We start from the raw sequence: 13,137 nt of genomic DNA on the forward strand, positions 1-13,137 counted from the left end.
CAGTAGTCGGACGCGATGTGAGCAGCGGCACAGTCGGCGGCGCGTCTTTGTGAATCCGGATCAGTGTGCGGAAGCGGCGCGTCGGATTCAGTCACCCCGCTTCACGCGCCGTCATTGGACCACTTCCGCCGCAAGTGAATCCCGAGTAGTCTCCGCTGGCGCACTCGGGTGCACGAGGCGCCGCCGCGGTTCTCGATCCCTCTGAGAAAGCTGGTCATGAAGCGAACCCTTTTCGAAGCCGAGCACGAGGACTACCGCGAGAGCGTGCGGGCCTTCATCACCAAGCATGTGGTGCCGCACTACGCGGACTGGGACAAGGCGGGCATCGTGCCCCGTGAGCTGTTCACCGGTCTGGGCGAGCTCGGCGCGCTCGGCATCGCCGTGCCCGAGGAGTTCGGCGGCGCGGGGATCAAGGACTTCCGCTACAACACGATCCTGCACGAGGAGGGCGCGCGGGTGGGCGCCATCCCGGCGATCCTCGGCCCGACCCTGCACGCGGACGTGGTCCTGCCCTACTTCCTCGACCAGACGAACGACGAGCAGAAGGCCCGCTGGCTGCCCGGCATCGCCTCCGGCGAGACGATCACGGCGGTCGCGATGACCGAGCCCGGCACCGGTTCCGACCTGTCCGGCATCCGCACCAAGGCGGTCCGCGACGGCGACCACTACGTCATCGACGGCGCGAAGACGTTCATCACCAACGGCATCAACGCGGACCTGGTCGTCGTCGCCGTGCGCACCGGCGAGCACCCGCACCGCGGGATCAGCCTGATCGTCGTGGAGCGCGACACCCCCGGCTTTGAACGCGGCCGCAAGCTGGAGAAGGTCGGCCTGCACGCCCAGGACACCGCCGAACTGGTCTTCACCGGCGCCAGGGTGCCGGCGGCCAACCTGCTCGGCGCGGAGGGCGAGGGCTTCTTCGCGCTGACGCGCAATCTCGCGCAGGAGCGGATGTCGGTCGCGATCGCCGGTCTGGCGCAGGCGGTGGCGGCCTTCGACTGGACCGTCGAGTACGTGCGCGAGCGCAAGGCGTTCGGCAAGCCGATCGGCTCCCTCCAGGTGATCCGGCACCGCCTCGCCGAGCTGGACACCGAGATCGAGATCGCCCAGCACTACCTCGACCGCTGCGTACTCGCGCTGAACTCGGGCGAGTTGACGGTGGTCGACGCCGCCAAGGCCAAGTGGTGGTGCACCGAGCTGCAGGGCCGGGTCATGGACGCCTGCGTCCAGCTGCACGGCGGATACGGCTACATGCTCGAGTACCCGATCGCCCGGGCCTGGCAGGACAGTAGGGTGAGCCGGATCTACGCGGGCACGACCGAGATCATGAAGGAGATCATCGGCCGTTCGCTGGAACTCGGCTAGACCGCCGGTCCAGGACGAGTCGGCTCGCTGTCTGGAGGTGCCGGTGAGGGTCGAGGTCGGGTCGGACCCGGAGAGCGTGCGCGCGACGGCGCCGGAGCCTGGTGCGGGGCCGGTCGCTCTGGGGAGTACGGCGACGGGTACCTGTGGGGAGTCGGTCGCGCGGGGCGGTACGGCCGCGCTGGGACCTGGTGTGGAGCCGGTCGCTGTGAGCGGTGGGGCGGCGACGGGTACCCGTGGGGAGTCGGTCGCGCGGGGTGGTACGGCTGGGCTGGGACCTGGTGTGGGGACGGTCGCTGTGAGCGGTGGGGCGGCGACCGGTACCCCTGTGGAGCCGGTCGCCCCGGGCGGTACGGCGGTGACGGGACCCGGTGCGGAGACTGCCGCCCCGCTCGTGCGGGCGACGCGGCCGCGCAACCGACGGGAGCTGATCATCGCCGCCGCGCGCGAGCTGTTCTCCCGGGACGGCTACGCCAACGCGGCGATGAGCGGCATCGCGGCGGCCGTGGGCATCGGCCCCTCCGCCCTGTACCGGCACTTCGGCGGCAAGCAGGAGCTGCTGCACGCCGTCGTCACCGAGGCCCTCGACTCCTGCTTTGCCGGGCTGTACCCGGCCGGTCCCGGTGAACTCGACGTCCTGGTCCGGGACTTCGCCGCGTCCGCGCTGGCCCGGCGTGAACTGGGAGTGCTGTGGCAGCGGGAGGCCCGGCACCTGCCCGCCGCGCAGCACGCGGAACTCACCCGGCGGCTGCACGCGGCCCGGCGCACCCTCGCCGGGCAGCTGACCGCCGCCCGGCCGGGGCTGGACCCCGCCCACACCGAGCTGCTCTCCTGGGGCACGCTCGGGGTGGCCGCGAGCCTCGCCTACCAGCACGTGGAACTGGCGACGCCGGATCTCGTCGCGCGCCTGATGCACCGCGTCGCCACGTCGGCCCCGCCCGGACTCGGCGCGCCCCGGCCCGACGCGCCCCGGGGCACCCTGCGCCACCGCTCCCGCCGGGAGGCGCTGCTCGCCGCCGCGACCGAGCTGTTCGCCGAGCGCGGCTACGCCTCGGTCAGCCTGGAGGACACCGGCGCGGCCGTCGGGATCGCCGGGCAGAGCATCTACCATCACTTCGCCAGCAAGCACGACCTCCTCGCCACCGCCGTGCACCGCGGCGTCGAACGGCTGTGGGTCGACCTGGCCGAGGTGCTCGCCTGCGCCCCCGACCACGCGGGCGCGCTACGGCGCCTGGTGTGGCGCTACGTCCGCATGGCGCTGGTCTCCCGGCACCTGGTGACCGTGATCGCCACCGAGGCCGAGCATCTCCAGGAGGCGGACCGGCTGCGCACCCGGCAGTTCCAGCGCGACTACATCGCCGAGTGGCTGCAGCTGCTGCACGCGGTCCACCCGGACATGACCCCGGCCGAGGCCCGCGTCCGGGTGCAGACCGTCCTCACCGTCGTCAACGACGTGGCCCGCACGCCCCGGCTCGCCACCCGGCCGGGGATAGACCGGGCCCTGTACCAACTGGGCTGCGAACTGCTGGAGTCGGCGGCCGGTCCGCTGCCCGAGTGACGCCCGCCCTACCGTGCTCCCGCCGCGGGCCCGCCTCGATGACGATGTCCTGCGGGCCGCGCGATGCCTGGAGGCCGTCGATCGCGCGGCTGATCCGCTCCCGCTCCTTGCGCAGCCCCGCGACGAGGTCCGCGCAGACCGGTATCAGCCGTTCGCCCTCCTCGCGGACACACGGCAGCACCTTCGCGATGGTGTCCGTGGTGAGTCCGGCGGCGAGCAGGGCGCGGACCCGGCGGATCGTCTCGACGTCCTGCTCGCCGTAGACGCGGTACCCGCCGGGCAGGCGCTCCGGTGTCAGCAGGCCCTGCTCCTCGTAGTGGCGCAACAGCCGCTCGCTGACCCCTGTGCGCCGCACCATCTCACCGATCCGCATGGCGGCCTCGCGGCACCACGACGGTCGCCGCCCGGCCGGAACACGGCCTGGAACATGAGAAGTTGTCGCCGTGCACGCTGTTCGGGTCGATGTCCACGGCGGTCCCGAGGTGCTCACCGTACGGGAGGTCGCCGACCCGGAGCCGGAATCCCGGCCGGGGCCGGACGCGGCCGGGGAGACCGGGCCGGGCGCCGGTGAGGTGCTGGTGCGGACGGCCGCGAGCAGCCTGAACCCGGTGGACTGGAAGACCCGTGCCTGGGACGTGGGCCCCGCCCTGCCGGTGACGCTGTGCTGGGACCTGGCCGGGATCGTCGTGGCGAGTTCGGCGCCTGAGTTCGCGGCCGGCGACCGGGTGATCGCGATGTCCGCGCAGCTGGCCACCGGCCTGGACACCTGGGCCGAACTGGTCCTCCTGCCGGCACGGCTGCTCGCCCACGCCCCAGGACGCTCACCCCGGCCGAGGCCGCGACGCTGCCGCTCGCCGGGCTGGCAGTCCAACTGGCCCGGCAAGCGGGCGTGTCGGTCGACGGGCTGGTCTCCCGTCCCGAACACATCCGAATCGTGCGGGAGTTCGGCGCCTCGACCGTGACGCACTCCGTCGCCGAACTTCCCCAGGGGGCGTACGACGCGGTGCTCGACACGGCGGGCGCCGACGTGACCCGGGCGTTCACCGACGGCGGGTCGTACCTCTCGATCTCCACGCGAGGACCTCGCCGAACTGGTGGGCCTGGTCGACGCGGGGCGGCTGAAGGCGCGGGTGGCCGCGTACTACCCCCTCACCCAGGTGCGGACGGCCCATGAACGCTTCGAGGCGGGCGGTCTGCCGGGCAAGGTCGTGCTGCTGTTGTGAGCCCGGCCGGTGGCCGGTGGCGGGAACCGGCGGGCGGCGCCGGGTGTTCGTGGCAGGATCCGCCACCATGGAATTCTCCGAGGTGATCCGCCGCAGGCGCATGGTCAGGCACTACAGCGACAAGCCGCTGACACCCGAGGTGGCCGAGCGGATCCTCGCCTCCGCCCTGCGTGCCCCCTCGGCCGGCTTCTCCCAGGGCTGGGCCTTCCTCGCCCTGACCGACCCCGCGGACCGCGCCCGCTTCTGGCCCTTCGTCCCCGTCCGGGTGGAGAAGACACCGACGATGCAGGACGCCCCGCTGGTCGTGGTGCCGCTGGCCCACAAGGAGGCGTATCTCGACCGCTACGCCGAACCCGGCAAGGGCTGGGAGGACCGCTCCGAGGACCGCTGGCCCGCGCCGTACTGGTACGTCGACACCGGCATGGCCTCCCTGCTGATGCTGCTGACCGCCGTCGACGAGGGCCTCGGCGCGTGCTTCTTCGGCATCATGCCCGAACACATCCAGCCGTTCCGCGAGGAGTTCGACATCCCGGACGCGTACGCCCCCGTCGGCGCCCTCACCATCGGCTACCGCGCCACCGACCTGCCCCCGCAGAACCCGAACGTCGAAGCACGGCGCCGCAGCGCGGAGGAGGTCATCCACCGGGGGAACTGGGGCCGACACGACTGATTCCGGCGGCGGACCGGGGGCAGCCCTGGTCGCTTCCTCAGGAACCGGGCACCTGCCGCAGACGTCTCTCGCCGCATGACTTCTCACGAGCGGTACGAGCAACAGGCGGGGCACGAGCGGCAGGCGCGGCACGAGTACGCGGGCCGTACCGCGCCCGCCTCGACGCCCGCGGTCGCCGTGGTCTCGCCGACGGTCAACGACTACACCGGCTTCGCCGAGGCGTACGCGGCCGACAACGAGACCAATCTGCTCAACGCCCACTACGAGCGGCCCGCGATGCTCGATCTTGCCGGGGACGTGGCCGGGCGGCGAATCCTGGACGCCGGCTGCGGCGCCGGGCCCCTCGCCACGGCCCTGCATGCCCGTGGCGCCCGAGTGAGCGGATTCGACTCGAGCGCCGGCATGGTGGAGCTGGCCCGGCGGCGGCTCGGCGACGACGTGGACTTCCGAGTGGCCGATCTGGGCGGCCCCCTTCCCTACGCCGACGACACGTTCGACGACGTCGTGGCGTCCCTCGTGCTGCACTACCTGAAGGACTGGGGACCGGCGCTGGCCGAACTGCGGCGGGTGCTCAAGCCCGGCGGGCGGCTGATCGCGTCCGTGGAACACCCCTTCGCGATGAACCTGATGCACCGCCAGGCCGGACGGGAGGCCGAGTACAACTACTTCGACACCACCAACTGGACCGACGAGTGGACCATGAGCGGCCGGTCCGCTCTGATGAGCCGCTGGCACCGGCCGCTCCACGCGATGACCGACGCCTTCGGCGCGGCGGGCTTCCGGATCACGGTGATCAGCGAGCCGGCCCCCGATGCCGCCGCCCGCGAACTGTTCCCCGAGGCCCTTACGGCCGCGCCCCGCTTCCTATGCTTCCTGTTCTTCGTCCTGGAAACAGCCCCGGCCGTTTCCGGCGACTGACGCACGTCACGCCAGCGTGACCTCCATGCCGCAGTCGGCCAGCGCTTCGAGGACCAGGGCGAACAGATCGTAGGGATCGCCGTCCGGGGTCAGGGCCCCGGACAGGTGCTCCCGCGCGGTCGCGGCGTTCCGCCAGCGCAGGGTCGCGGGGGCAGTGTGGCCGAAGGAGCCGCGCAGGCAGTCGTCCAGGGCGGCGAGGCAGCCGCCGAAGTAGCCGCCGGGACCGTTCAACGCCTCGCCGAGCGCCAGGTAGAGGCCCGGTTCGTCGGTGGTGTGCCGGCCGTCGAGTACGTAGGCGTGACCGGGCGGCCGGTCACGGTGGGCGCGTCGGCAGCCCCGCTCCCGGACGAGGTCGAGCCAGACCCCGCGCTGCCTGATACCGAGTCCGTTCCAGGACCCCGGGGTGGCCGGCGGCCCGGCGAGCCACCGCTCCCAGACGGGCCGTGCGTACTCCGGGACGGGCGTGAAGTGGTCTCCGTCGAGCTCCAGGTCGATCAGATCCGGCCCGTACGCGGACGGACGCCACGCGATGACCCTGCTCCGAAAGAGGCGATCGGCCAGGAGTACGCCCCGGTCGTCGTGGATCTCCAGCGCGGCCTGCTCCAGGTCCAGGGCCCGCCGGGTGCCCTTCGCCAGCGCCGCCCGCAGCCGCCCGGCCGGGGCGAGTCCCCGCAGGACGAGCCGGGGTGCCGACGGCTCGGCGGCCGGCAGGACGCGGGTGAACTCCCGGCAGGAGCCCAGCCGGCGCCGCCCGTCGTGCACATGGACGAGCCCCCGGTGTCCCTCGGGCGGGCCCTCGTAGTCGTCCAGGCCGGTGAGCACCAGGCCGTCCGTCCCGCGCGACCGGCCCAGGTCCGGGCACTCCGCGTCCTCCAGCAGTCAGGGTCCGAGCGTGTCGTCGTCCGGCACCAGCCACACCCGGTCGCCGACCCGGCCCCGCACCTCCGTCCGGCGGCACCCACCCGAACAACTCGTAGGTCCCGCGCCGGGAAACCCCGAACAGCCCCTCCACCTCGGCGCAGACGCCCCAGCTGCCCCCGTCCTCCGTGTCGGTCAGCGTGGACCGCGTTCTGTCGCCGCGATCCTCGTGCACCCGGGAATGATGCCGGTGCCGCACGCCCACGACCAGGGAATTTCCCGCCGGCCGGCCCCGACCTCCCGGAGAGGGTCCGCCGACCGCCGTCCGGTCCGCGTCCGTCTCGTCGGCAACGGCCGCACCGGCCTCACGCCGGCCCGAACAGCTCCGCCGCGTTGTCGTGGCAGACGGCCCGCAGCCACTCCTCTCCGAGGTCCAGCCGCTCCAGGGCCTGGAGTTGATGCAGGTAGGGGTAGGGGATGTTGGGGAAGTCGGAGCCGAGCAGGACGCGGTCGCCGAGGGCCGCGAGGCGGGGGAGGGCGCGGCGGGGGAAGGGCGTCAACGCCTCGGTGAAGTCGGTGAACGCCATCGTCGTGTCCAGCCGTATCTCCCGGTACCGCTCGGCGAGGCCGAGGAAATCCTCGTACTCGGGCATCCCCAGATGCGCGACGATCAGCCGCAGCCTCGGATGCCGCGCCAGGACCCGCGCGATCGGTCCGGGGCCGGTGTGCTTGCCGGGCGCGGGCCCGGACCCGCAGTGGATCACCACGGGGACGCGGGCCTCGGCGAGCACTCCCCAGGCCGGCCGGAGCAGTTCGTCGGCGGGGTCGTACGCCCCCACCTGCACATGCGCCTTGAACACGCGCGCGCCCGCCTCGATCGCCTCGCGGACGTACGTCTCGACACCCGGCTCGGGGAACAGGGTGGCGGTGTGCAGGCAGTCGGGGGTCCGCCGCGCGAAACCGGCCGCCCAGTCGTTGAGCCAGCGGGCCATGCCGGGCTTGTGCGGGTAGAGCATGGCGGTGAAGGCACGGACGCCGAACCGCCGCAGCACCGCCGCGCGTTCCGCCTCCCGCTGCCGGTAGCTGATCGGCCAGGCGAGCCCGCCGGTCAGCGGACCCCGCGCGTCGAAGTACTCCCAGACCTTGTTCAGGACCCGCTCGGGCATGAAGTGCGTGTGCACGTCGATCAGACCGGGCAGCCCCAGCCGCCCCCAGAAACGGCGGACCTCGGCGGCCTCCTCGGCGGCTTTCTCGGCGGAGCGACGCGCGGAGCTGTTCACGGCGGGGCTCGCGGAGGCGGCTTCGGCGGGGGCCGGTCGGTGATCGTTCATGCCGCTCACGATCGTCCCGCGCCGTCGCTCACGTCAATCGCGTCCCCGCGCCGGAGCGAGCACGGCCCGTAGCGCCTCCCGGAACAGCGCGGCCGTGGGCGCGTCGAGCGGGGCGAGGAACGCGTCCTCCGCCGCGCGGTACGCCGCGTCGGCCTGCTGGTAGAGCGCGAGCCCGGGGCCGGTCAGCTCGATGGCGTTGCGCCGGCGGTCGGCCGGATCGGGCTTGCGGGTGACGATGCCCTTGGCCTCGAAGCCGTCGATCAGGGCGACCATCGTGGTCCGGTCGACGCCGAGCCTCGCCGCGACCGCCTGCTGCGACATCGGCTCGCGCCCGACGAGCACGCGCAGCACGCCGAAGTCCTTGCTGTCGATGCCGAGCGGGGCGAGCGCGGCGTCGGTCAGCGCCGTCAGCCGCAGATGGGCGTGCTTGACGAGATACCCGAGCGCGTCGTGCGGCTCTCTGGCGTGCGGGGCGGGGGTTGGCATACCCGCCACTCTATCTCTAGGCTGATAATCAGTAGCACTGACAATCAGTGTGGCCGACGAAAGAGGCAATGATGATTCTTGTGACGGGCGGAGCCGGCTTCATCGGCTCGCACACCGTTCGCGCGCTCCACGAGGCGGGAGAGGAATGCGTCCTCCTCCAGCGCCGCACCCCCGCGCTGCCGCCGCGGCTGGCCGACGTGCCCGCGGCGATGGCACAGGGCGATATCGCCGATCTGGAGAGCCTGCGCGAGGCGGGCCGCCGGCACGCGATCACCGGGATCGTCCATCTCGCCATCGTCCCGCCGTGGGCGGCGGGCGACACGGACGCGGTCGGGGCCGTGAGCCGCGCGCTCGATGGATTCCTCAACATCGTGCGGGTCGCGCAGGAGTGGGGCGTACGGCGTGTCGTCGTCGCCAGCACCATCGGTGTCTACGGCGGTGTGGACGTCGAGGGCGCGCTCGGCGAGGACCTGCCGCTGCCGATGCGGCACTTCCACGCCATCCCGACCCTGAAGAAGATCACCGAACTGCTGGCCGGACAGCTCGCGGCCGAGTCGGGCGTCGAGATCGTCGCCGCACGCATCTCCGGCACCTGGGGCCCCGGCGGCCACCTGCCGGACCCCTTCTTCCCGGCCCCGTCACTCGCCCACGCCGCCGCGCGGCGCACCACCCCCGACCTGTCCGGCCTCGCGCACCGGCCGTACGCCGAGGACGCCCTCGACCTCTGCTACGTCAAGGACACCGGCCGCGCCCTCGCCCTCCTCCAGCTCACGCCGGAACTGCGCCACACCGCGTACAACGTCGGCTCGGGCCGCGCGACGAGCAACGCGGAGGTGATCGCCGCGATCGCCGCGACCGAGCCCGGCTTCCACCTCGAACTGCCCTCCCGGGACACCGCCGCGGCGCGCCAGTGGCTCGACACGACCCGCCTGCGCGAGGACACCGGCTTCACCCCGGCGTACGACACCGCCGCGGCCGCCGCCGACTACATCACCTGGCTGCGCGCGGGCAACGAACGATAGGGCCGGGCGGCACGAGGACCGACACGCGCCGAGGAGGGCGCGGCGGTCAGGCCACGCGCGGGGTGAGGACCGTACGGTCGAACGGACCGCCGTGCGCGGCCGCGTACGCGAGGGCGTCGTTCACGGCGTCGAGCGGGAAGGTCCGGATCCGGTCGGCGGACAGGTCGAGCGTGCCGGACGCGACGAGCCGGATCAGCCCGACGTTCGCCGTGCGCGGGGCGAGCCACTGGCCGCGCACGGTCACGGAGTTGCGCATGAGCCATGGGTAGGGAAGGGCGAGGTCCGCGCCGCCGAGCATGCCGACGCCGCCCATGAGGACGACGCGGCCGTACTCGTGGACCGTCATGGCCGCCGCCCGCGTCACCGCACTGGGCGCGGCGGGCGGGAGCAGGTCGATCACCACGTCGATCGGGCCCCCCGCGGCCGTGGTCATGGCCGCGCGGTCGGTGTCCTCGTCGCCGGTCAGTCCGACCGTCCGCACGCGCCGCCCGAACCGGTCCGAGAGGAGGCCGAGCGCGTCCCGGTCACGGCCCGGCGCGACCACGCGGCCCGCCCCCATGGCGAGCGCCATGGCGACCGCGGCGCTGCCGAGGTTGCCGGTGGACCCGCTGACGAGCACCGTCTCCCCGGCTTGCAGGCCCGCCGCCAGCAGCCCCCCGTAGGGGATGGCGTAGACGACGAGGGAGGACCAGCGGGCCGGGTCGTCCCGGGCCTCGGGTGGCAGGGGATGGACGTTCTCCGTGGGCACCCGCATGCGTTCGGCGAACGATCCGTCGGGCAGATGGCGGGCGAGCCGGGCGCCGCCCTCGCCCCGGGAACTCAGGCCCTGAAGCATGATGTCGGGAGTCAGCGCGTCGTCGCGGGCACGCACCGTCGGATCGCACCACACCAGATCGCCGACGCGCAGCCGGGTGGCGTCCGGTCCGGCACGGACGACGCGCCCCACACCACCGGGGCCCGGCACCACGGGGGGTTCGAGCGGATAGTTCCGCCGGCCGCTGAACACCTCCCCGGTGTACGGCAGGACACAGGTGGCCAGGACCTCGACCACCACTTCTCCGCCGCAGGCTTCGGGCTCGGGCACCTTCCGCACGGTCAGCGGGGCACCGAACCCGGTCAGAACTGCTGCGCGCATCCGCGGCCTCCTTGATCGCCTGACCCCGAGGCTAGGAGCGCGCGGGACATGCGCCAAGCGACGATCTCGCACATCTGGTATGCGTAGTGCGCATGGACTTCTCCAGCACGGCTCTACGGGTTCTGCGGCAGGTCGCCGACTCGGGGAGCTTCACCGCGGCCGCCGCCCAGCTCGGCTACACCCAGTCGGCGATCTCCCGCCAGGCGGCAGCCCTCGAACGGACGGCGGGCGCCGCCCTGTTCGAGCGCCGCCCCGACGGGGTGCGGCTCACTCCCGCGGGCCTGACCCTGCTGCGGCACGCGCGGACGATCCTGGACTCCGTCGCGGCGGCCGAGCGGGAACTCACCGGCCCCGCCGCGCCGACGGCACCGGTGCGGCTGGGGCTGTTCCCCAGCGCGGGCGCGGTGATCCTGCCCGGTGTGCTCACCCGGCTCGCGGCGGCGGCCCCGCAGGTCACCGTCACGACCCGCGAGGGCACCACGCCCGCCCTGCTCCGGGCCCTGCGCGCGGGCTCGATCGACATCGCCGTACTGACGTCCCGCCCACCGCACCGGCCCTCGGACGGCGAGTCGCCCCGGCTGCACATCGCCCCCGTCGAGGACACCGAACTGCTGCTCGGGGCGTCGGCCACCGGGCAGTTCTCCGGCCGTGGCGAGGTGCACGTCGACGAACTCGCGGACGCTCCCTGGATCGCCGCCCCGTCCACGGGCGCCGAACCCCTGCTCGGCGTCTGGCCAGGACTGCCCGGACGGCCCCGGATCGTCCACACCACACGGGACTGGCTGACGAAACTCCGGCTGGTCGCGGGCGGTTTCGGTGTGACGACGATCCCGTCCCGCATGGCCACCGTGCTGCCGCCCGGCGTGAGCCTGCTCCGCGTGGAGGGGGTGCCCACCGAGGTCCGCCGGATCCTCACGGCCCGGCTCCCCGGCCGACCGGGACCGGGGATCGCCGCCGTCCTGCGCGCGATCACCTCGGCGGTGTGATCCAGGGCGCCGCCCCGGCGGGAACGCCGGTCGGGACAGCGCCGGTCGCGCCTCTGCCCCGACGTGGGCCGGAGACGGGCGCGCGGTCACTCGGGGTCGTGGCCGGCCCGCACGCCCGCCACCGCGCAGACGTGCAGGGCGGCGACGAGGGCGGCCGGTGGCGCGGTTGACGAGCCGGTGGCGGAGCGCGCCGCGGTTGGCGAGGACGGGACCGGGGCGCGGCGACGAAGAACCAGAAGGTCTGGGCCATGGTGGACAGAGTCGCCGCCACCTGGTCGTGATCGCTGCCACGGGGGCGCAGAGCACCCCGGACAGCGTCTGTCCCGCACCGAATCCGACGCCGAGCACGGCCGCTCGGACCACCGAGATGGCACTCGGGCGCGGGCAGCAGCCCGGCCGGACCGGCGACGCGCGACCTGTCCGGAACCCCGGCCGCGCTGTGGGCCGGCGGCTGTCGTCTCGCCGGGAACCGATGGCGCCCGCGCGGGCGCGTGCACCGGAGTGTGGACCGCCACCGAGGCCGCCGGGACCGCGCTCGGCCCCTCCGACCACTCCACGGTGCTCGCCCTCGGCGGCTTCGTGTCCACCACCGGGGGGGCCGCTCCGTGCGGCAGTGCCACGCCGCGCACCCGGGACCGCCGCTGGGGATCACCGTCGTCCCGGCCGTGTTCATGGCGGTGATGAGGGCATGCCGATGACGACGCGGCCCGGATCGCCGCCGGCGGTGCTCCGGGGTGGGGCCGACGCCGGTATCCGCTCCAGCACCCCGCCCGCGAAGACGTCGTACAGCGGCAGCGTCTCCAGATGGACGTAGCCGATGTGGCAGTCGCAGACCGCGAGCGGACAGGCCCGGGGCCGCAGCGCTCGCCGGTACGAGCCGTCGTAGAGGTTTCCCAGCTCCGCGCGGACGAAGTGGCAGCGGCGTACCGTGCCCTCGCCGTCCACCGAGATGACCGACTCCCCGGTACGGCAGGGCAGGCCCGCGCTGCGGTGCGGATGGCGGCTGTACGGGAAGAGCGGGTCCAGCGCGGTCCACTCGGCCGCCTCGGCGTCGGTGTACGTGTGCCCCTCGGCGGCGTTGATCCACAAGTAGACCCGCTCGGGCAGCTCGGCGCGCAACCGCCGGGCGTGCTCCAGGTGTTCGGGCAGACCGACCACGCCGACACTGTGCCGGACCCCGCCCGCCGCCAGGTCGTGGCACTTGGCGAGGAAGCGGTCGTACGGCGTCTGCCCCGGGTGGTACGTGCACCACAGCGCGAGTGTGTCCAGGTCGGCGGCCGCCAACCAGTCGGTGCGGCAGCTGAGGTTGGTCTGGATCGCCACCCTGCGGATGTGCGGCAACCGGCTCAGCTCCACGAGCGCCCGCCGGTACCAGGACCGCACCAGGCCCTCACCCCACGGCGTGAACAGCAGCGAGAGCCGGTCGCCCCGCTGCGCGGCCGCCCATGCGGCGAACCGCTCCAGCGCGGCCCGGTCGGCCGTCAGTTGGGCGCGGCTGTCACGCCGCTTGGCGAACGGGCAGTACGGGCAGTCGTAGTCGCACGACGCCAGCGGGCCCCGGTAGAGAATTGTCAGATCCACGCGTGCC

Annotated in this window: 11 protein-coding genes and 3 pseudogenes; 8 read left to right on the forward strand and 6 right to left on the reverse strand. The window is 73.5% G+C overall.

The window, feature by feature from the left end; genetic code table 11:
- Nucleotides 1-216 precede the first annotated feature (216 nt).
- Nucleotides 217-1,365, forward strand: a complete 1,149-nt coding sequence (locus GHR20_RS34130; protein WP_111583033.1) for an acyl-CoA dehydrogenase family protein — start codon at nucleotides 217-219, stop codon at nucleotides 1,363-1,365.
- Between the two features lie 295 nt (nucleotides 1,366-1,660).
- Nucleotides 1,661-2,920, forward strand: a complete 1,260-nt coding sequence (locus tag GHR20_RS34135; RefSeq protein WP_194859064.1) for a TetR/AcrR family transcriptional regulator — start codon at nucleotides 1,661-1,663, stop codon at nucleotides 2,918-2,920.
- A 22-nt stretch (nucleotides 2,921-2,942) separates the two neighbouring features.
- Here the strand turns inward: GHR20_RS34135 and GHR20_RS34140 are convergent.
- A pseudogene (locus tag GHR20_RS34140) lies at nucleotides 2,943-3,293 on the reverse strand (MerR family transcriptional regulator); the annotation flags it as partial.
- Nucleotides 3,294-3,363: 70 nt separating this feature from the next.
- Here GHR20_RS34140 and GHR20_RS34145 point away from each other — a divergent pair.
- The 4 genes and pseudogenes from GHR20_RS34145 to GHR20_RS34155 all read left to right on the forward strand — a co-directional run bounded on the left by GHR20_RS34145 (nucleotide 3,364) and on the right by GHR20_RS34155 (nucleotide 5,731).
- Nucleotides 3,364-3,882, forward strand: coding sequence for a hypothetical protein (locus GHR20_RS34145; protein WP_243878213.1), 519 nt, complete (start codon nucleotides 3,364-3,366; stop codon nucleotides 3,880-3,882).
- Between the two features lie 117 nt (nucleotides 3,883-3,999).
- A pseudogene (locus GHR20_RS37875) lies at nucleotides 4,000-4,143 on the forward strand (zinc-binding dehydrogenase); the annotation flags it as partial.
- 67 nt (nucleotides 4,144-4,210) lie between these two features.
- A complete protein-coding gene (locus GHR20_RS34150) occupies nucleotides 4,211-4,813 on the forward strand; it encodes a nitroreductase family protein (RefSeq protein ID WP_153815418.1) in 603 nt (200 codons plus the stop codon).
- Nucleotides 4,814-4,888: 75 nt separating this feature from the next.
- The gene (locus GHR20_RS34155; protein ID WP_153815419.1) at nucleotides 4,889-5,731 is read left to right on the forward strand and encodes a class I SAM-dependent methyltransferase; all 843 of its coding nucleotides are present in this window, start codon (nucleotides 4,889-4,891) and stop codon (nucleotides 5,729-5,731) included.
- A gap of 6 nt (nucleotides 5,732-5,737) precedes the next feature.
- Here the strand turns inward: GHR20_RS34155 and GHR20_RS34160 are convergent.
- The 3 genes and pseudogenes from GHR20_RS34160 to GHR20_RS34170 all read right to left on the reverse strand — a co-directional run bounded on the left by GHR20_RS34160 (nucleotide 5,738) and on the right by GHR20_RS34170 (nucleotide 8,406).
- Nucleotides 5,738-6,824, reverse strand: a pseudogene (locus tag GHR20_RS34160) (barstar family protein).
- A gap of 130 nt (nucleotides 6,825-6,954) precedes the next feature.
- Nucleotides 6,955-7,920 (reverse strand): amidohydrolase family protein, encoded by a 966-nt coding sequence (locus GHR20_RS34165; RefSeq protein WP_153815420.1) that lies wholly within the window; start codon nucleotides 7,918-7,920, stop codon nucleotides 6,955-6,957.
- A gap of 33 nt (nucleotides 7,921-7,953) precedes the next feature.
- The gene (locus GHR20_RS34170; protein WP_148025727.1) at nucleotides 7,954-8,406 is read right to left on the reverse strand and encodes a MarR family transcriptional regulator; all 453 of its coding nucleotides are present in this window, start codon (nucleotides 8,404-8,406) and stop codon (nucleotides 7,954-7,956) included.
- Nucleotides 8,407-8,477: 71 nt separating this feature from the next.
- On the opposite strand from GHR20_RS34170, the gene GHR20_RS34175 reads away from it, so the two are divergent.
- Entirely contained in the window at nucleotides 8,478-9,428 is a 951-nt protein-coding gene (locus tag GHR20_RS34175; RefSeq protein WP_153815421.1) for an NAD(P)-dependent oxidoreductase, read from the forward strand.
- Nucleotides 9,429-9,474: 46 nt separating this feature from the next.
- Here the strand turns inward: GHR20_RS34175 and GHR20_RS34180 are convergent, their stop codons facing one another.
- On the reverse strand, nucleotides 9,475-10,563 hold the full coding sequence (locus GHR20_RS34180; RefSeq protein WP_194859065.1) for an alcohol dehydrogenase catalytic domain-containing protein: 1,089 nt from the start codon (nucleotides 10,561-10,563) through the stop codon (nucleotides 9,475-9,477).
- A 92-nt stretch (nucleotides 10,564-10,655) separates the two neighbouring features.
- On the opposite strand from GHR20_RS34180, the gene GHR20_RS34185 reads away from it, so the two are divergent.
- Nucleotides 10,656-11,549: a LysR family transcriptional regulator gene (locus tag GHR20_RS34185; RefSeq protein WP_153815422.1), complete on the forward strand. Its 894-nt coding sequence runs from the start codon at nucleotides 10,656-10,658 to the stop codon at nucleotides 11,547-11,549.
- 669 nt (nucleotides 11,550-12,218) lie between these two features.
- Here GHR20_RS34185 and GHR20_RS34190 read toward each other — a convergent pair.
- Nucleotides 12,219-13,130, reverse strand: a complete 912-nt coding sequence (locus GHR20_RS34190; protein WP_153815423.1) for an STM4011 family radical SAM protein — start codon at nucleotides 13,128-13,130, stop codon at nucleotides 12,219-12,221.
- Nucleotides 13,131-13,137: the final 7 nt, after the last annotated feature.

It is taken from the genome of Streptomyces sp. SUK 48 (assembly GCF_009650765.1).
Lineage (GTDB): Bacteria > Actinomycetota > Actinomycetes > Streptomycetales > Streptomycetaceae > Streptomyces.

Excerpts from the sequence above, each read along its gene's own strand:
- GHR20_RS34150 (WP_153815418.1), top strand. The coding sequence starts at position 4,211 with ATGGAATTCTCCGAGGTGATCCGCCGCAGGCGCATGGTCAGGCACTAC.
- GHR20_RS34185 (WP_153815422.1), top strand. The coding sequence starts at position 10,656 with ATGGACTTCTCCAGCACGGCTCTACGGGTTCTGCGGCAGGTCGCCGAC.
- GHR20_RS34170 (WP_148025727.1), bottom strand. The coding sequence starts at position 8,406 with ATGCCAACCCCCGCCCCGCACGCCAGAGAGCCGCACGACGCGCTCGGG.
- GHR20_RS34175 (WP_153815421.1), top strand. The coding sequence starts at position 8,478 with ATGATTCTTGTGACGGGCGGAGCCGGCTTCATCGGCTCGCACACCGTT.
- GHR20_RS34155 (WP_153815419.1), top strand. The coding sequence starts at position 4,889 with ATGACTTCTCACGAGCGGTACGAGCAACAGGCGGGGCACGAGCGGCAG.
- GHR20_RS34165 (WP_153815420.1), bottom strand. The coding sequence starts at position 7,920 with ATGAACGATCACCGACCGGCCCCCGCCGAAGCCGCCTCCGCGAGCCCC.
- GHR20_RS34180 (WP_194859065.1), bottom strand. The coding sequence starts at position 10,563 with ATGCGCGCAGCAGTTCTGACCGGGTTCGGTGCCCCGCTGACCGTGCGG.
- GHR20_RS34130 (WP_111583033.1), top strand. The coding sequence starts at position 217 with ATGAAGCGAACCCTTTTCGAAGCCGAGCACGAGGACTACCGCGAGAGC.